This window comes from Flavobacterium hungaricum (genome assembly GCF_015182285.1).
Taxonomy (GTDB): Bacteria; Bacteroidota; Bacteroidia; order Flavobacteriales; family Flavobacteriaceae; genus Flavobacterium; species Flavobacterium hungaricum.
Map to the genome: position 1 here is coordinate 83,885 of NZ_PRDM01000002.1, position 18,203 is coordinate 102,087.

23 protein-coding genes are annotated in these 18,203 nt (G+C 34.3%); all 23 read right to left on the bottom strand.

What is annotated here, in order from left to right:
- Window positions 1–7: 7 nt before the first annotated feature.
- Window positions 8–619, bottom strand: a complete 612-nt coding sequence (locus tag C4F50_RS08065) for a porin family protein (protein ID WP_193845938.1) — start codon at window positions 617–619, stop codon at window positions 8–10.
- 5 nt (window positions 620–624) lie between these two features.
- Entirely contained in the window at window positions 625–1,227 is a 603-nt protein-coding gene (locus tag C4F50_RS08070; RefSeq protein WP_193845939.1) for a porin family protein, read from the bottom strand.
- A 36-nt stretch (window positions 1,228–1,263) separates the two neighbouring features.
- A complete protein-coding gene (gene lolB2, locus C4F50_RS08075) occupies window positions 1,264–1,899 on the bottom strand; it encodes a flexirubin biosynthesis protein LolB2 (protein WP_193845940.1) in 636 nt (211 codons plus the stop codon).
- The gene (gene lolA2 / locus C4F50_RS08080) at window positions 1,865–2,494 is read right to left on the bottom strand and encodes a flexirubin biosynthesis/transport protein LolA2 (RefSeq protein WP_193845941.1); all 630 of its coding nucleotides are present in this window, start codon (window positions 2,492–2,494) and stop codon (window positions 1,865–1,867) included. The genes lolB2 and lolA2 overlap by 35 nt, the downstream gene beginning before the upstream one ends.
- A gap of 6 nt (window positions 2,495–2,500) precedes the next feature.
- Window positions 2,501–3,226 carry a polysaccharide deacetylase family protein gene (locus tag C4F50_RS08085; protein WP_348536990.1) on the bottom strand — a complete coding sequence of 242 codons (726 nt, stop codon included), beginning with the start codon at window positions 3,224–3,226 and terminating at the stop codon, window positions 2,501–2,503.
- A gap of 56 nt (window positions 3,227–3,282) precedes the next feature.
- On the bottom strand, window positions 3,283–4,347 hold the full coding sequence (locus C4F50_RS08090) for a beta-ketoacyl synthase N-terminal-like domain-containing protein (protein WP_193845943.1): 1,065 nt from the start codon (window positions 4,345–4,347) through the stop codon (window positions 3,283–3,285).
- The gene (locus tag C4F50_RS08095) at window positions 4,347–5,546 is read right to left on the bottom strand and encodes a beta-ketoacyl-[acyl-carrier-protein] synthase family protein (RefSeq protein ID WP_193845944.1); all 1,200 of its coding nucleotides are present in this window, start codon (window positions 5,544–5,546) and stop codon (window positions 4,347–4,349) included. The genes C4F50_RS08090 and C4F50_RS08095 overlap by 1 nt, the downstream gene beginning before the upstream one ends.
- A 131-nt stretch (window positions 5,547–5,677) precedes the next feature.
- Window positions 5,678–5,935 carry a phosphopantetheine-binding protein gene (locus C4F50_RS08100; protein WP_193845945.1) on the bottom strand — a complete coding sequence of 86 codons (258 nt, stop codon included), beginning with the start codon at window positions 5,933–5,935 and terminating at the stop codon, window positions 5,678–5,680.
- Window positions 5,936–5,937: 2 nt separating this feature from the next.
- Window positions 5,938–6,552 carry a 3-oxoacyl-ACP synthase gene (locus C4F50_RS08105; protein ID WP_193845946.1) on the bottom strand — a complete coding sequence of 205 codons (615 nt, stop codon included), beginning with the start codon at window positions 6,550–6,552 and terminating at the stop codon, window positions 5,938–5,940.
- A gap of 79 nt (window positions 6,553–6,631) precedes the next feature.
- Window positions 6,632–7,783, bottom strand: coding sequence for a beta-ketoacyl synthase N-terminal-like domain-containing protein (locus tag C4F50_RS08110; RefSeq protein WP_193845947.1), 1,152 nt, complete (start codon window positions 7,781–7,783; stop codon window positions 6,632–6,634).
- A gap of 105 nt (window positions 7,784–7,888) precedes the next feature.
- The gene (locus C4F50_RS08115; RefSeq protein ID WP_193845948.1) at window positions 7,889–8,338 is read right to left on the bottom strand and encodes an acyl-CoA thioesterase; all 450 of its coding nucleotides are present in this window, start codon (window positions 8,336–8,338) and stop codon (window positions 7,889–7,891) included.
- Complete coding sequence (locus C4F50_RS08120) at window positions 8,313–9,596, bottom strand: ABC transporter permease (RefSeq protein ID WP_193845949.1); 1,284 nt, start codon at window positions 9,594–9,596, stop codon at window positions 8,313–8,315. The genes C4F50_RS08115 and C4F50_RS08120 overlap by 26 nt, the downstream gene beginning before the upstream one ends.
- Window positions 9,586–10,284, bottom strand: a complete 699-nt coding sequence (locus C4F50_RS08125; RefSeq protein WP_194139132.1) for an ABC transporter ATP-binding protein — start codon at window positions 10,282–10,284, stop codon at window positions 9,586–9,588. Before C4F50_RS08125 ends, C4F50_RS08120 begins: the two co-directional genes overlap by 11 nt.
- A gap of 63 nt (window positions 10,285–10,347) precedes the next feature.
- Entirely contained in the window at window positions 10,348–11,346 is a 999-nt protein-coding gene (gene darH / locus C4F50_RS08130) for a BtrH-related acyltransferase DarH (protein WP_193845950.1), read from the bottom strand.
- On the bottom strand, window positions 11,346–11,750 hold the full coding sequence (DarG, locus tag C4F50_RS08135; RefSeq protein WP_193845951.1) for a flexirubin biosynthesis protein DarG: 405 nt from the start codon (window positions 11,748–11,750) through the stop codon (window positions 11,346–11,348). The genes darH and DarG overlap by 1 nt, the downstream gene beginning before the upstream one ends.
- A gap of 57 nt (window positions 11,751–11,807) precedes the next feature.
- The gene (locus tag C4F50_RS08140; protein WP_194139133.1) at window positions 11,808–12,278 is read right to left on the bottom strand and encodes a hotdog family protein; all 471 of its coding nucleotides are present in this window, start codon (window positions 12,276–12,278) and stop codon (window positions 11,808–11,810) included.
- Window positions 12,279–12,289: 11 nt separating this feature from the next.
- Window positions 12,290–12,721, bottom strand: a complete 432-nt coding sequence (locus tag C4F50_RS08145; RefSeq protein ID WP_193845952.1) for a hotdog family protein — start codon at window positions 12,719–12,721, stop codon at window positions 12,290–12,292.
- Entirely contained in the window at window positions 12,722–13,855 is a 1,134-nt protein-coding gene (gene darB / locus C4F50_RS08150; protein WP_193845953.1) for a dialkylresorcinol biosynthesis protein DarB, read from the bottom strand.
- 17 nt (window positions 13,856–13,872) lie between these two features.
- Complete coding sequence (locus C4F50_RS08155) at window positions 13,873–14,775, bottom strand: NADPH-dependent FMN reductase family protein (RefSeq protein ID WP_193845954.1); 903 nt, start codon at window positions 14,773–14,775, stop codon at window positions 13,873–13,875.
- A gap of 149 nt (window positions 14,776–14,924) precedes the next feature.
- Window positions 14,925–15,806, bottom strand: coding sequence for a lysophospholipid acyltransferase family protein (locus C4F50_RS08160; protein ID WP_193845955.1), 882 nt, complete (start codon window positions 15,804–15,806; stop codon window positions 14,925–14,927).
- Window positions 15,806–16,060 (bottom strand): acyl carrier protein, encoded by a 255-nt coding sequence (locus C4F50_RS08165; protein ID WP_193845956.1) that lies wholly within the window; start codon window positions 16,058–16,060, stop codon window positions 15,806–15,808. Before C4F50_RS08165 ends, C4F50_RS08160 begins: the two co-directional genes overlap by 1 nt.
- The gene (locus C4F50_RS08170) at window positions 16,053–17,288 is read right to left on the bottom strand and encodes a beta-ketoacyl-[acyl-carrier-protein] synthase family protein (RefSeq protein ID WP_193845957.1); all 1,236 of its coding nucleotides are present in this window, start codon (window positions 17,286–17,288) and stop codon (window positions 16,053–16,055) included. Before C4F50_RS08170 ends, C4F50_RS08165 begins: the two co-directional genes overlap by 8 nt.
- A 182-nt stretch (window positions 17,289–17,470) precedes the next feature.
- Window positions 17,471–18,202 carry a flexirubin biosynthesis SDR family reductase FlxB gene (gene flxB, locus C4F50_RS08175; protein WP_193845958.1) on the bottom strand — a complete coding sequence of 244 codons (732 nt, stop codon included), beginning with the start codon at window positions 18,200–18,202 and terminating at the stop codon, window positions 17,471–17,473.
- Window position 18,203: the final 1 nt, after the last annotated feature.

Here is an 18,203-nt window from a genome sequence, read left to right on the forward strand (position 1 = left end):
AATTTTTTTATTTTCCAAATGAATAGGAAACGCCTAATTGAAAATTGATATTTGTGTTGTAATCGCCAAACAGATAATCATTATTACTATCATTTTGATAATAATCGCTGCTCAGAATATCCAGAAAACCTTTTTTAAATCGTGCTTCAAAGGTAAAACCAGAAGGCGATTCATAAGCTACTCCTAAAACGAGACCCAAATCATTTTGTGTTTTTTTTACTACAAGATTGTCGTTTAGCAGTATGTCTAAAGTTGGTCCGACTTGTAATTGGATTCCCTGAGCAAATTTGATTTTGTTGATCATAGCCAAAGACAAATAATTCAAATTCAAATCTAAATATTCAACCTTTGTTGTTTGTGAACTTTCGTCATAGTAATTTCGAGCAACATCATCAGAACCTTGTCTGCTGTACGTTATTTCCGGTTGAAGCGCATAATGCTTCGTCAAATTTAATTCGGTAAAACCCCCAACATAAAAATCAGTTCTGTAATTAGCATGCATTTCAGAAATTGTCGAAAAACTAACTCCAGCTCTTAAACCAGGTTTGGCAACCATTTGGGCTTGTAAATGAATAACTGTAAAGAATACAGCTAGAATAAAAAATAATTTTTTTATCATAGTTTTTATTTCATTTTAAAGGTATAACTAATACCGATCTGAAACACCTGATTCAGGATCAAATTATCGTCATAATATTCTCCGTCATCATAGTAATTGTCATAACCGTAAATATCAACCAAACCTTGTTTTATTCTTGCCTCAAATGTAAGTCCGTTTGGTAACGTGTAACCCACACCGCCTACAATTGCAAAGTCAAAATCAACTGGATTAAAACCATAACGACCAAAATTATCATCAATTTTAAAATCAGCCGATGGCCCAGCCAAAATATGAAAACCACTTCCTTTAATATTCAGCTTTGCAACTGCACCTAAAGTTAGATAATTTAATTCATATTTTGTTTCATAATAATTGTCATACATATCATAATATCGACCTTCTGATCCTTGTCTGGAATAATTGACTTCGGGCTGCAGCGAAAAATATTTATTAAACTTAATATCTACGAGACCTCCAATATAAAAATCAGCTGTAGTGTTATTGTTATCAATGTTTGTTAATCTCGAAAGATTTAAACCTCCTCTAAGTCCAGGGCTTACGCGTACTTGCGCCTGTGACAAATTATAAATACATAAAACAAAAGCAATTACAATAATTTTTCTCATTTTTAATTGATTTAAAGTTTATAATTAGTTTAAATTCTACTCCGATTTTAAATACTGCAATACAATCTGCAGTTTAATATTTTGATGAATAATCTGAATCTTATCAGCAAAAATATTGTTTTCTGAATTAAAAAGAAGGGTTATTTTTTCTTTTGTTTTAGAAGCACGAATGATCTTTTCTAATTTATTGCTTGTTTGGGAAACAAATAAGTAATTGTCCCGATTTTGATCCTTTGATTTGTAAATGTCAAAACCGTCTTTTTCAAATGCTGCTGTAATCCTATGCTCTTTTTGCAGCAGTAAACGAAAATCTTCTTTTAAGGTATTGATCAGGATTTTGCGATCAAGCTCAGAAACAATCGAATTGACTTTAAACGATTTATCTGAAATTTCGAAATCTAAAAGTTTGTTTCCAAATTCTGTTGTAAAAACAACACGATGAATACTGTCGTTTATTTTTTTAGCAATAAAAATTCCAGAGATATCATTTCCATAAACCGTAATGTTGGTTTTATAAACATAATCGATTTTTGGATCGGAGAAATAAGGAACTTCAAAAGTTGTTTTTTCTAATTTTTTGGGTGTAAAATTTTCTGCGACAGAACCGCATGAAACCAAAATTAAAAGTAAAAAACAATTAATTAGTAAAAACTGAATCGTCGATTTTTGCATTAATTACTTTGTTTTTAAGTACAATTCGGGTGTAGTCTTCAGAAGATTCTAAAAGTTTTACCTGAACGACGGTTGCTTCTTCTTTATCAAAAGTGAGTTCAATCTGTTTGATGTATTTTTTCAGGTCCGCATCTTTCGGAAGAAATTTTGCGATGTTCTGCCCTTTTGATTTAAAGTACGAAATGTTAAATTCTTTATCATCAAACATATTACCGCTCACACTTCCAATAATTAATTTGTTGATACGGCCAAAAATTTTACTGTTGCCAATGTCAACCGCACTTTTCTTTCCTTCGTCATTAATCAGGATCTTGCCATTTTTAAAAACAATACTGTAGTTGTATGGTTTTTTGTATTGCCATTGCAGCATTGACGGTTCTTTAAAATACATTTTTCCAGAAGTTTCGATGTCTTTAGACAAAAAATCCAAATGCTTGTATTGTACAAAATCAGTGCTTAAACTTTTAATTTTTTTAGAAACCACATTCACATCTTCTTTAAAAGCAGTTATTTCTGCTGCTGTCATTTTCTGTTCCTGTGCGGTCAAAAAGAAGGCATTTAGAAAAAAGAGAAAAGTATATAATTTAATTTTCATTTGTATTTAGTTTTGATTGATTTCGTACGCCGAAAGATTCAAAAGATCTTCTGTAGAAACCACGGTATAATTATTTTGCTGTAAAAAACGCAAAAACTGTTCCAATACCAAAACAGAATGCGGCGCTGTATCATGCAAAAGTACAATTCCGCCGGGAGAAATACGCTTTATTATTCTATCGAAAATTAATTTCTCATTTTTTGTGCCTCCGTCAAGCGAACGAATATTCCAGCCGATTACTTGATGACCGGTTTTTTTTAGAGCTCGTCTTATAGAGGGAGTGGTAACGCCATAAGGAGGTCTGAAAAAGTTTATTTTTCCTGATGTAAATTTTTCCAGAAGACGATCTGTTTTTTGAAGTTCTTCGGTTATTTTATCAGCATTGTACAAATCAAAAAATTTAGAATGACTGTACGAATGGTTTCCAATCAAATGACCTTCGGCTACAATCTGTTTTACAATTTCAGGGTACAATTCAATATTTTTACCAATACAAAAAAAGGTTGCTTTGGCATTATACTTTTTCAATAATGCTAATACTTCCAAAGTGTACGGACTTGGCCCGTCGTCAAAAGTAAGCGCAATTTTTTTTTCTGTTTCTAACGGATTATTGCAATACGCTTTTACATGATAATTAGACGATATTCTAGAAGATCCAAACGCATTTATTCCAATCCAGATGAGAACGATTCCTAAAAACCAAAGAAAATTTACCGTCGTGTAAAAATTCACAATATTAAGGACAACAATCAAAAAGATAAAAAAGATTGATATGTTTTTGTGCGTTATCATTTTGACAGCAATGTGAAACTATGATTTTTCCCGTTTAACTGATTGTATAATAAAATAGTATTGTAAGCAGGTTTAGTAACCGAGTTTACTCTTGTAATTTCAGGAACATCTTGCGTCTTAATGATTTTTGACGCCATCCACAAACCAAAAGCAGACGCAGTATCAAATTCGCCGCAAAGGTGTTTGTAATAAAGCTGCGTTGTAGCTGCAAAAGCATTTTGTGCAAGCTCCGAATAATATTTTTCAAAAGCAGCATTTCCGTCAAAACCTAAAACAATGGCATCAACATCCGAAATTTCTAAGTTATTCGCTTTTAGAAAAGAGATTATTTTATTTTCTACCTCATTAACTTCCAGTGTATTGATCATTTCAATATCCAAGACCTGAGCGTAAGTAGTTTCTTTTTTTTCATTTTCTAAAACAAAAAAACTGGCACCTTCTCCATAAACAGCTCCGTTTGTAGTTGCGTTTAAAAGATGATAAGGCTCTTGGTTGTCTTGTTTAATACGTCCTGATAATTTAAAAAGCGCTGTAGTATAAGCTCCATTTTCGTCAACACCACCAATTAAGATAGAGTTGGCTTCGTTATCTTCGATCTGCATTTTTGCATCTAAAAGAGCAGATTCAAAAGAAACCGCACCATTTACATACGTAAAATTATACCCTTTGCACTGCATTGTAAGAGCGATTTGTGCTGCAACAGTATTATGTGTAGATTGAATAAAAGAAGTCGGAGTCAAAAACTCTTCATTATTATCTAGAATAGCGGTAAGGAATTTTTCAGAATCTTCGATACATCCTAAACCTGTTCCGGTAATAATAGCGTCAACATTTTCTACACCAGCGTCTTTTACAGCAAGAGCAGCGGCTACAATTCCGTTCTTAACTCCTTTTGCCATGCGTCGGCTTGCAGCAGGAGCGATGTAATCTTTGTAAGCAGGTGAAACGATTTTTAAAACATTTTCGTTTTCATTTACAACGGCTTCTTCTAAAAAAACAGTATCAAATGTTTTTTGAGTCGAAATACAGCCTACTCCATTTATATATGTTTTTTTTGTCATTAGCTTTTTGAGAATATAAGGGTAGAACAATTTCCTCCAAATCCGAAAGAATTAGACAAAACGTGTTCTATAGTTTTATTTTTTAAAGAAGTTTGAGGTTGAAGATCAAACTCTTCCATTGGTTGTTCAAAATTTAAATTAGGGTAAACAACACCATTCTGAATTGCCAAGACACTAAAAACGGCTTCAATTGCAGCAGCAGCAGCCAAAGTATGGCCTGTAAATGGTTTCGTAGAACTAAAGTCAGGCACTTTTTCATCCTGAAAAATGCGAAGTAAAGCGCGCCCTTCAGACAAATCGTTGTTTGGAGTTGCAGTTCCGTGAACATTGATGTAATCAATATCCGAAGGTTTTAAGCCCGAAACTTCAAATGCTTTTTTCATCGCCAGATAAGCACCGTCCCCATTTTCTGAAGAAGCAGTCTGGTGATAAGCATCATTTGCATTTCCGTAACCAGAGACTCTTGCCAGCACTTTTTTGTTTTGTTTTGCTACCAGTTCATCCGATTCTAAAACCAAAAATGCGGCAGCTTCACCAAGATTTAAACCTTTTCGGGTATTGTCAAACGGTTTGTTGTAATTGTCAGAAAGAATCATCAAAGTTTTAAATCCGTTGATGGTAAATTTTGCCAAAGCATCAGTACCTCCCACAATCACGCGGTCTAATTTTCCAGACTTTATCAATCGTGCACCAAGCATAATAGAATTGGCAGCCGAAGAACAAGCTGTGCTGATCGTAGTTACCATTCCTTTTAAGCCTAATTCTTCTGCAATTTTATCTGCAACATCGCCGCCATCGTGACAGGTAATATATTTTACCAGTTCCGGATGTTCAAAGTAGTCGTAATAATGTTTTTCGGTCATATCCATACCTCCAACACTGGTTGCAGAAATAAGTCCCGTTCTGAATTCGTTTATCGAAGTAATACCAGCATTTTTTACAGCCTGTTTTGCTGCCAAAGCACCAATCATTGCCGTTCTGGAGAAATTATTAGTTTCGTCCAAATGCAGTTCTTCTATAAGTTCTTCGTTTGTTTTTTTGATTTCACCAACCTTAATTACATTGGCATGAATGGTCGAAATATTCTGAATTTCAGAAACTCCGATTTTATTTTCGATTAACGAAATATAGCTTTCTTCAACTGAGTTTCCAATTGAAGATATAATCCCCATTCCAGTTATGGCAACACCTCTTGTCATTTTAGATTTTAAATTTTAGATTTTAGATTTGGAGACTATTATTTTAGGTTTACAAAATTTTGAAAACCAATTGAATTAGATTTTAAGTATTTCTGCCTGAAATCTAAAATCTAAAGTCTGAAATCTAAAATTTATTTAGTTCTATTTGCTTCAATATAAGCAGCCATAGTTTCTATCGACTGAAAAATAGATTTACCCTCTTTTGGATCAACCAATTTGATTCCGTAGTCTTTATCTAAAATTACGATTAATTCTAAAGCATCAATCGAGTCTAAACCTAAACCATCTCCAAACAATGGGTCGTTATCTGCAATATCTTCAATTGCGATATCTTCAAGGTTTAGAGTAGTAACGATTTTTTCTTTTAATTCTTGTTTTAATGCTTCCATGATTATTTATTGTATAATGTATTGATAGTTTCGTTTGTGATTTTTAAATTTTCATTTGTTCCGATGGTGCAAAGAAAAGCTTTATAATTGTTATTAAAAAGTTCTACCCAGCCGCACAGGACAGTTTCTGCCTTATTAGAATTTAGAAGAATGTTGGAATAATTCGACATAAACTCTGTATTAAAGGTGTCAAATATAAAAAAAGAATTTTCACTTTTCAGCTGATGACGAATACTTATTTCGCCCAAACAGATATTTGGGAGCGTGTAAACAAAAACAGCAGGACTCGGAAAGTAGTTTCCCTTGTCCGAAATTGATTCCTGATGTTTTACATCCGTATCCAAACTAGCCGAATTATTAGCCAAAACCAAAGCGATATTATTCTCTTTTTCGTCCGAAACAATTGGACTCAAAAGCAGGTCGGCTCCTAAAAAAGCCAGTTTGCTCAAAGCATCCATTTTGAAAAACTTCGGATATTGTATTTCAAAATGACGATAAGCTTGTTTCGAAAAATCAGCAAAATCGGTTTGTTCTATTTTGAATACAGATTCTCCGTTGAGAACAATTTCGTTGTTTTCAATTTGGATATAAGATTGTATGTATGTTTTTTGAGTCATTTTTTAAATTGAACACGAATTTCACAAATTAACACAGATTCATTATCAACAATAAATTACACTAATTAATTCGTGAAAATTAGTGCAATTTGTGTTTAATTTTTTCAAACACCACAGCCGTATTACAACCTCCAAATCCAGAAGCTGTTTTTAGGAAGTATTCAATATTTTTATTTTCGTTTTTCTCAATTACATTAATAGTTTCACTCACACCGATTTCATCAAAACCTTTTGATTCAAAAAGTGTATTTGAATTGGCCGATTCAATCGCAATTACTGTTTCTAATAATCCAGACGCACCAAGCGTGTGACCGTAAAAACCTTTTAAACTATTTACAGGAACACTCTGGAGATTTAATCTTCCAAAAGCGATCGCTTCCATTTCGTCGTTAAACGGAGTGGCCGTTCCGTGTGCTGAAATATAATCTAATTTCTGAGCTTCAATTTGTGCTTCTTTCAAAGCATTTTGAATACTCAAAAACAAACCTTCGCCCGTTCTTGAAGGCCCTGAAATGTGATTGGCATCGTTGATCGAACTGTCGCCGATTACTTTTATTTTGGCAGCTGCCGGATTCGCCGAAACTAAAACCGCAGCCGTCGCTTCACCCAGACTTACACCAGTTCTGTTTTTAGAATAGGGTTTGCAAGGCAGATCGCTCATAGCCTGAAATGCATTAAAACCAGACAAAACAAATTCTGAAACTTCGTCGCCAGCTACTACAAAAACATTATCGTACAATTCTGACTGAATCATTCTTTTAGCAATAGAAACGGCTAAAATTCCAGAAACGCAGGCATTTGATACAGTAATTGGCTGTGTTTGAAATTGGAAGAAATCGGCAACATTTTTTGCCAGGGCGTCTAAATGAGCGCTTTTAAAACTTTCTTCAGATTGATCTTTTAAAGCCGTAACATTTCCTTTGGTTGTAGAAAGTAAAAAAGCGGTTTTTGAATTTAATTCAACACCAGCATTTTTGATAATCGGCTCTAAAGCCAAAATCATCATTTTTTCTAAACGGGAATATTTGGTTTCCGCGCTGATTTCCGCGAAAGCGTTATTTATTTTTTCGTCATTAATAATGGATGCGTAAAATGAATTCGGCATCAAAGAAATATCATTGTGAATTTGAATTCCCGTATCGCCGCGAAGAATCGATTCGATGTTCGATTCAACATCAAAACCTAACGGCGTAATACAATTTGTTTCTGTAATGTATATTTCTCTTAACATTTTATAATTTTCAATATTGCGTGTTTTACGCAGATTTTAGAGATTGAAGCTGATTTAAACAGATTTTGATTTTTAAAATTTATGAAAATCTCTGAAATTCGTTTTTTACTTCAAAAGCCCGACTTTTCGTTTCCATTCCTCATAAAAAGGAGGATTGGTCAACATTAAATTTCCGTCTTTATCCAAAAAAACCTGAGTTGTTTCTCCCGTGCAGGCAACTTCACCTTTTTCATCAATAATTTTAAAACGATAAATCATTTTGGCAGCGGGCGTATCAACAACCGTAGTTTCTATGGTTACGACATCGCCGTAACGCAGTGACAATTTATGCTCGCATGTCGATTTTACAATCGGTGTTGTATAACCCGTTTTGGCAATATCCAAATAAGTTAATCCATGTTCACGTCCAAAGGCTTCTCTTCCATCTTCAAAATAAGTAATATAATTGCCGTGCCAAACGATTCCTAACGGATCAGTTTCATTAAAACGAATTCGAATTTCATGCGAAACAGTTAGGGCAGAGGCTTCGTTATACTGTTCTTTTCTTTTTATCATAGAATAAAGCAATGGAAGTGGTGATTATAAAAAACAAAAATAACAATGCTATTTTTGGGATAATTTCTACAAAAGAAACGCTTCTTAATAATACATCATAAAACGCTTCTAGTCCCCAATTCATCGGAGACGATTTGGCAATGTACTGCATGATGGTAGGCATGGCAAAAACCGGAACCCAAACACCGCCAATAGCAGCCAGAATAATAACGCTTGTGGCACCAAAGGGAGCAGATTGTTCTTGAGTGCTGGCAACGGTTCCTAATAAAATTCCGAAACCAATTGCTGCGAATCCTGAAAATAAAGCAACGATGCTCATTAAAACCCAATGCCCTTCTATATTAAGCGGCGGTAATCCGATACTTGGAAACAAGAATATTGCTACGGCAACCATCATGTAAAACTGAATCATGCAGATGATTAGATACGTAATTGTTTTTCCAATCATGACAATCAAGTTGGAAACAGGATTGGTTAACAAACGGACAAAAGTTCCCTGAGATTTTTCTTTTACAATGTTGATCGATAAGGGAATTACAATAAAAAAGATTGCAAAAAGTGTCCAAGCCGGAACGTTATGCTGTACCGAATTTGGACGCACTTCTTTGTTATTGATTTTCGGGATCATTTCTTTGAAAGTAATAAAACTTTTTTGCTCAAATTGTGTAGTTCCCTCTCCCAATTGATTTTGAAAAGTGGTATAAATTGATTTGGTTTCGATCTGAGAAATCATTTTATCGATCGAACTCATCACGGCATTTTTGAAGCTCATCTGTACCGCTGGATCAAAGTATAAGTTTACTTGTTTTTCTTTTATAATTCTTTGCGGTTCTTTTACAGCAGTCGTGTCGGTCAAGCCCATGCTGCTGACAATTTTGGCAACATTTTGGTCGATTTTTTCCTGTAGATCAGAACTTAGATTTTGAGGAATAACAATCGCTAATTGAAATTTTCCTTTGTAAACAGCTTCTTTAGCCATTTCTTCGGTAATTTCTTTATTGTCGATTTGCGTTACAACGCTGAATAAATTGCTTTTTTCTAAATTATCAAAAACCGTTTTAGAAACAGATCCTTTGTCATTATCAACCAAAAGAATCTGAATTTTAGAATCGCTTACGGTTTTAAAAGTACTGTCCTGAATTAAAGTTACGGTGATTACCAAAACCAAAGGCATGACAAATAAAATAATCAAACCTCCCAAATCTCTTTTAAGTAAAAGGAATTCTTTTACTACCGACATCCAAATTTTATATACCATCTCTAAAGTCTTTACCGGTTAATGAAATAAAAACATCTTCGAGATTTCGAGCATCTGTTGTAGAAGCAATCAAACTTTTTGGAGTTCCCTGCGCAAAAATGCGTCCGCGGTCCAAAATAGCGATTTTGGTACAGAAATCTTCGGCTTCGCCCAAGTGATGCGAAGTATAAATAATAGTAGTTCCGTTTTGGTTGAGCACTTTTAAATAATCAATTATGGCATTTCTAGATTGTACATCGACCCCAACGGTCGGCTCGTCTAAAAATAAAACTTTTGGGTTGTGCAGAATTCCAGCGATCAGGTTTATTCTTCGTTTCATTCCGCCTGAGAAAGTCTCGATTGGTTTGTCTGCGAATTTTAATAAACCTAAAAGATCCATAGTTTCGACTACTTTGTCTTTTAAATACGATCCTTTTAATCCGTACATACTTCCAAAATAAAGAAGATTTTCGCGTGCGGTCAAAGTAGGGTATAAGGCATATTCTTGAGGAACAACGCCAATAATCTTTTTTATTTTTCTGGAATGTTGTCTGTAATTCAGTTCATCAATTGTAAAATGACCTGAAGTAGGTTTGATCAAACCGCAGAGCATCGAGATCAAAGTGGTTTTTCCAGCGCCGTTCGGGCCTAATAATCCAAAAATTTCTCCTTGATTTATTTCAAGCGAAACATTGTTCAAAGAATACATTTCTGCATTTTTGTATTGTTTAGAAAGGGATTCTATTTTTATTATAGACTGCAAAATATTTTTTTAGCTGATTGCTTTTTTTAATTTTTTGAAAAAGATTTCTTCTCTATTAGCAATGTCCAAAAGTTCATCGGCAATAGTGTTATAAGCGTCTTCTTTGGCGCTTCTGTTTTTATAAATACGAGAAGCTTCAACTGCAAAATCACGCCATGAATCGCCGATTTTTGTCATTTCTTTAGAAAGCGTTTTCAATTCTTCGTTACCCAAAATAACCGAAGCTTCCTGCAAAAATGCAGCATAAATAAAACGGAAACCACCGCCTCCTGTTCCAATCTCTTCCTGCATACGAACCATCTGTGCCAGGTAATGATTGGCTTTTTTTGTTCCGTATTTTGCAGGCCATTTTCTAATTCGCTTAGAAACATATTTTATCCCGCCTACTCCCACAAGAGGAAACGGTGCCAGCATATCGCGGCAGGTATTTTTAATTCCCTTAAGAATAGCACTTTTTAAATCTACATTCGCTGGAATTTGTATCGGATAATACATTTGTCCGCGAGGAGCAAAAGCACCTTTGGCAAAACGAACTTTGTTCATTTCGTCGTGTGTCAAAGTGGTTACAGTTTCCATTACAGGATCACTCACTAAATAATCTGTTTCGGTTTTTCCGTAAACAATTAAATTGTGTGCGTTGAAATGAAAACGGTATTCATCAGGAAAATAACTTAGATGATAAACCCCAACTTGTAAACCAGTCAGAATGTTATTTTTTAAATTTTCGTCTAAAGCTTTAGAAGCGGTACTTACAGAAGAAAATTTTTGTCTTTTTATTTTTAAATTTAATCGAGCAGCTACTTTATTAAAAATCTGTCCCGGCAGCGTTCTATAACTAATGGCCGGCGCGTGATTGACTTTTAAGAAAGGAAGATATACAAAGAAAAGACCAGAACCAATCCCGAAAACCATCGGTTCGCTGATGTTCAGTCCGTTGCTTTTAAGCAGATTCGAAGCGACTCCATTTTCGCAGTGCGCAGATTGGTGGTGTGTAAAATTTAACTCCATTATTTGGTAATGCTGTTTTTTAATTCTTCTATAGAAATCTCAAACGCAGCAGCGTATTTTTTTAAAGTATTATCATTTAATTTAGCAAAGACATTAGGTTTAAAATGTCTTTTTACGCGCCATTTCCATAAACCTACGTAACTGGATAAAATCGTTACATCCATTTTATTAAGTTCCATAAAGTAGAGAATAGGACTTGCTTCTCCGTTTTCAACCTGACTTTTGGCATCTGCAATTCGTTCGTTTATTTCATCGATAGAATTTGAAAGTGCAATTGCTTTAGGTTCCCATCCTGTACTTAGAGTAGTCGTATATTCGCCATTTTCGTCTGTTGCATACAATAGCTCTTTAACATTGTTCTTTGTCAAATTGCTTATATCCTGTGGTACATTTTCTTTTTCCATGACGGTTTTTTATATAGAAATAAATAAAATTAAGTAAGACTATTCAAAAAAACAGCATTAATATTCTACTGGAGAAATTGTCTTTTGAATAAACAAATTGATTTCGCATTCTAAAAGAAGCTGGTCTTCCAGCATACTGCTGCAGCTCATAGTACACAAAGTGTAATCGTCTGTAACAAATTTTGAAACCAAATCGGCTTTGGTTACAATAGTATCGCCTACTTTTGGCAGAGCATGTATTTTTACACTTTTTAAAGCGCTGATAAACCCGATCACATTAACGTTGTCGTTTTCTATTCCGTTGTCGTCAACGAAATATTTTTTTCCCACAATAGAAGAACACGTCTGTGCTGTATTTTCGATTAATCCTGCTTCTATAAAAACATCATTATCAACAAAAACATTGTCTTTTTGGATGAGAAAAGTGGTTTCAACAGAATTAGCATCTATATTCAAAATTAAATCTACCATTAACAGCGGTGCGCGATGTGGTAAATAATTTTGTATGTCAATAGCAGAGAGTTCCATCATTTTGTGTATTATTTTGCAAGAACTGTTTTCATTTGTCCTCGGGCAATTTCCTGATTGTTTAAGGTGGTAACAATATCTACCAATGTGATACCGCCAAATTCTTGTAAAATAGTTACTTCAGATTGAATATGATCCGCTAATAATGGCAGCTTTTTGATTTGGATTTCTTTAATAGAACCAATATACCCCGTTGGCGCATCTTCATTTCTTAAAAAGAACTGATAGCCGGTATGAAGCGCCACAGATTGTGCCATGTGTTCTACTAAACCTGCTTCTAGAAAGGTATTGTTCTCAACAAAAATATTTTCGCTTTGAATTGTCAATCCAGAAACCAATGACGTTTCTGTATAAGAATGCATGCTGTCTACCATTACAAAAGGAAATTTTTGCGGTATCAGGTTTTCTACAATTTCTTTTTCTAAAAGAACAAGTGTTTCCATTTAGCAGACTGTTAAATAAGCATAAGCAAAAGAAAATCTTCCACTTTCTGGAACAGATAATAAAATATGCTGTCCTTTTTTTAGATTTCCAGAATTCATTAATTCTTCAAGAGCCAGGTAAATAGATGCAGAACCAACATTTCCTACTCTAGAAAGATTCATAAACCATTTCTCGTCACTCATTCCGATTCCTTTTTCGTGTAAGCCTTTTTTTAAGCCTTCCACAAAAAAGTTAGAAGAAACGTGCGGAATAAAATAATCAATATCATCAGATACGATTTTATTCTTATCCATTGCCTCTTTCATACTATCGGCACCTTTTGTAAGGATAAATTCGTCTAATAATTTTACATCTTGTTTGATCGCAAAAACAGACTCGTTCAATAATTGTTCCGGTTCGTATTCGCTCCAAGGTTTGATGTCGCCATTTTCTAATTTATCACCTCCTGCATACATGCAAGTTTCCAATTCGAAAGCATAAGAATACGCTTCCATCCATTCGATTTTAAGAGAAATTTCTCCTTTAGGTTTGTTTTCTAACAACAAAGCTCCTGCACCATCAGATAACATCCATCTTAAAAAGTCTTTTTTGAAAGCAATAATTGGCTGTTCTTCTAGGTTTTTTAAGTTGTCAACTTCGTTTTTATATTTTTGAGCAATAAGCCAAGTCGAAACTTTTTCAGATCCTGTACAAATTGCATTATTTGAATTTCCTGAACGTACAGAAAGAAATCCGAATTTTAAAGAGTTCATTCCGGCACAGCATACACCTGTAGACGAATTTAATTCTACCGATTTATTCTTCAATAATCCGTGTACCATTGCTGCATGCGATGGCAGGAAAATATCTGGAGTCGAGGTTCCGCAAGAAAGTACTTCTACATCTTGAGGAGTAAACTCTTCATCAAAAAGCTGTACAATTGCATTTCGTGTTAACTCAGCATTATTATGCGTACTTTTTCCAGTTTTATCAACAGCGTAATAACGGCTTGCAATTTTATTATTTCGCAAAATAATACGTCTGGCTTTTGAGGCAGTATCGTTGATAAGACCTAAATAACTTTCCATTTCGTCGTTAGAGATGGCTTCATTTGGCAAATACTTTGCGGCTTTTGTAATGTAAACTTCAAACATAATTTAAATTTCGTCTTCTAAACTCCTTGATAATACAGAGTTTCTTTTTTTATGGTTTTTAACTTAAGCGGATAGGTAATGAGGTGCAATATATATACTATTGGTGAAATTAACCATATTGCAAGGAATAAATAAACATTAAATACTTTTAATAACGTTTTTCGCTTTTTTTGATTTTTATAAATGATATTTGACCACTTATTAAAAATTTTATTGGCGGTTTTGTCAACAGTTACTAAATAAGAACTAATTTTTACGGCACCTGCACTGACTAATTTTGGCTGTAAATCGGGCAATTTATTCTGATGAACGGCATCGAGTATGATTTCTCCAAATTGGTCTGACTCTTTTATATCTTTTTCTGAAACTCCGGGAAGAGGAAAAATACCCAGGTATTTCTTTTTAACTCCCGAAAACATCCATTCTACAATTGTAATTACGCTGATTAAATTTCCTACGCGGTCTACCAAAGCTATATTTCCGACCAAATTGGCATTGGCTTCTTTCAATAAAGCTTTGATTTTTTCCTGAGCCATGATCCACATATTTCTGGAACCGCTTATGGTGATTACAGGAGTATTATTCAGGATTTTTTTGGCATCATTGCTTTTTAGAAATGAATTAATAGGGATCGAAGGCGATAAGTACCAAACCTGATAATGAAATAAAATTAAATCAAACGATGTGTTTAAAATCTCTTCTGGAACAGGTTTCAAATCTGTCGGAATCTGTAAAAAAGATTCTGGGAAAGCATCAAAAAAAGAAGCTTTGTTCCAAGGAAAAGGAAACGGTTTTTCTAGTTGGATTTCGTAAAACGTTAAATTTATATCGTCTGACTGTAGAAAAGGCTTTGCAATGTTTCTTGCAATCGATTCCAATTGTCCAGATTGTGAATAATAAATTACGAGAACATTTTTCATTTAGGATTTTTTGCTTGGTGGTAGGCAAAAATAGGTAAATTTATTTAAACGAATTTTCTTATTCTTGCCAATAAGGTCTATTTTTGATTTTTTTTATTATTTTATAGGAAAAAAACCCTATGCCTTACAATTTTTTTTAAAATAGTCCATTATTTTTTGAACTGATTCCAGAAATCAAAATAGTTAAACCATTGTAACGGGTATCTTTGAAGTATATTTTCGACACTTTTAATATATTCTTTCAAAAGTGCTTTCTCATCTCTATGTTTTACCTCGGCTTCTCTAGCGTACAAATGATAATGTAAATTTGGCTCTTTCATAACATAAACAAAAACTACCGGAACTTTTAACCTTGAGGCAATTAAGAAAGGTCCTGCTGGAAAATCGGCTTCTTTTTCAAGAAGTTTTTCAGACAGCGATTTTGTGCCTTCAAAATAACGATCTCCTGTAAAACAAACCAATTCATTATTGGCCAAAGCCGCATTAATTTCAAAAATATGAGATAAATCTTCTTTGATGATAATGAACTTTACCGTTGGTTTTTGTGTAATGGTTTCCAGGTAATTTTTAATTGCAGAATGTTCCAGATCTGTTGTAACCAGATTTATTTGAAAATCAAGGTCTATTTCTCCAAAAAAATGCTCTGCAATTTCAAAGTTCCCAACATGCGCGCTTATTAAAACACCTCCTTTTTTTTCGGCCAGAAGTTTCTTCAATACTTCTATTCCATCAAACTCATAAGTAAACTTGTTTCGCATTCCTGCAGAAATCGAAATTTTATCAATAAGAGTCTGCCCAAAAGTGTAATAACTTTTGAAGACCATAACTTTGGATTTGAAATAGGAGTATTGCAGTCTTTCTCTAAAATAGTAAGAAATGGCTTTGTTGCTTTTTCTTAAAAACAAAAAGTAATAAGAAGCTACAAAATACAATAAAACGTACGCTGCTTTGACACCCGCTTTTTGAATTAAAAAAACGAATATTTTATAACCTAAAACTGTTCCTTTTGATTTGCCGTCCCATTGACTCATTAAACAGCTTTAGCTTTTAGTTTGGCTTCGATAAGGTCATAGAAATTCTGGAAAGTTGCAATTCCGACAAAATCAGCTTCAACTAGTTTAACACCAAAATTAGACTCGATAGAAACGACTAAATCGACATAATCTAAACTGTCTAACCCAAGTGTGTCTTTTAAATTAGCATCTGGTTCAATATCGTCATTATCTACTTCAAATTCATCAACCAAAAAAACATTAATCTTTGCTATAATCTCTTCTTTATTCATTGTCTAATTTAAACTTTTTAACCACCAACGCAGAGTTGGTTCCTCCGAACCCGAAAGAATTGGACAAAAATATGTCAAATTTTTTATTTAACGTAGTTTTAACTAAATTTAATTTCGATGCATCTTCGTCAGGATTTTCCAAATTGATATTTGGAGCAATAAAATCATGCTGCATCATTAATATAGAGTAGATTATCTCACTTGCGCCTGCCATCCAGCATTCATGCCCTGTCATTGATTTGGTGGAGCTTACGTAAGGATTTTTCTCACCAAAAACTTCAAAGATCGCTTTGGCTTCGTTAGCATCTCCAACAGGAGTTGATGTTGCATGGGCATTTATGTATTCGATATCGGTCGCTTTTAACTGCGCATCGTCTAGTGCACGCTTCATGGCTGTAGCTGGTCCTTCGACATTTGGAGTCGAAATGTGTCCGCCGTTTGACGAAAATCCGTACCCGCCGATTTCTGCAATAATGTTGGCTCCTCTGGCAATTGCAGATTCGTAACTTTCGAGAATTAAGGTTGCACCTCCACCACTCGGAATCAATCCGTCGCGATTAGCATCAAAAGGTCTTGAAGCTTTTTCGGGATCGCTTTCGCGGTTAGAAAAAACGCCTAAACCATCAAAACTGCTCATGGCATATTTGTTGATTTCCTGAGCACCTCCGCAAATTACAATGTCTTGAAAACCGCTTTTGATTAAAAAATAGGCCAGACCAATAGAATGCGAACCGCTGGCACATGCAGCACTTACAGTAAGATTTATGCCTCGAAGTTTGAAAATCGTCGAAAGGTTCATCGTTACAGTCGAATTCATCGATTTAAAAATAGCGCCTGAACCAATAAGGGCAGTGTCTTTTTTTTCTCGAACAATATCTGTTGCCTCAATGACTGCTCTAGAAACGCTGTCATTTCCGTACATAATTCCAACCTCGCGTTCATCAAAAAAAGCATCATCAATATTGGCATTTTTTAATGCTTCAATCGTAGCCATATAAGCATATTCGGTTTCTTCACCGATGCTCATGCGCTGTCTGCGTGTCAAAAGATTTTTCAAATCTGCTTTAGGAACTATTCCAGTTAAAGCAGATTGAAAGCCAAAATCTTTTCTTTCAGAATCAAACTGAATACCAGATTTTCCATTGTATAGGGATTCCTTTACTTCATCTAAAGAAGTTCCGATACAAGAATAAATTCCCATTCCAGTAATTACAACTCTTCTATTCATCGTCTTTCTAAGTAATTTTTTATCCTATTGTGTAATTTTTTAATACACAGACCTTTATTCTATTTATTCAATCGGTTACCGAGATACTTGAAGCTATATATTGGGATCTATGCGGGAGCAATGTATTTCTTTTTTTTGATCTTTCGCACATAAAAAAATAGTTTTCTATGCACGCCTATAAATTAAGAATATATTCCTCCGTTGATGTTAATAATTTCTCCTGTTATATAGCTTGCTTTTTTAGAAATCAAAAAGCTTACCAAATCTGCAACTTCTTCGGCTTCTCCAAAACGATTTACTGGAATCATTCTTAAAAGTTCTTTTTCGTCCAAATCGCTGGTCATATCTGTTCTGATAAAACCTGGTGCAACAGCATTTACAGTAATGTTTCTTTTTGCAACTTCTTGTGCCAAAGCTTTTGTAGCCGCAACGATGGCTCCTTTTGCAGCAGAATAATTGGTTTGTCCTGCTGTTCCTTTTACACCAGAAACCGAAACGATGTTTACAATACGGCCGTATTTGTTGCGAAGCATTTTTTGAATAAAAAACTGTGTAACATTAAAGAAACCGTTTGTGCTGGTATTCATAACACTGCTCCAGTCTTGTGGTGTCATCCACATAAAAAGACCATCTTTGGTTATTCCTGCATTGTTTACAATTGCTTCAACTATGGCGTCAGGATTTGCTTCCTGCCATTTGGTTAATACATCTTGTACGTTTTGAAAATCAGCAACATCAAAACCTAGAATTTCTCCTGTTGCGCCTAATTTTTGTATTTCTTGTAATGTTTCTTCAGCGGCCGTTTTATTCGAATGGTAATTTATTAGAATATGATAATTAGCTTCTACTGCCAATTTTTTACAAATAGCACTTCCAATTCCTCTTGAACCGCCTGTTACTAATACACATTTCATT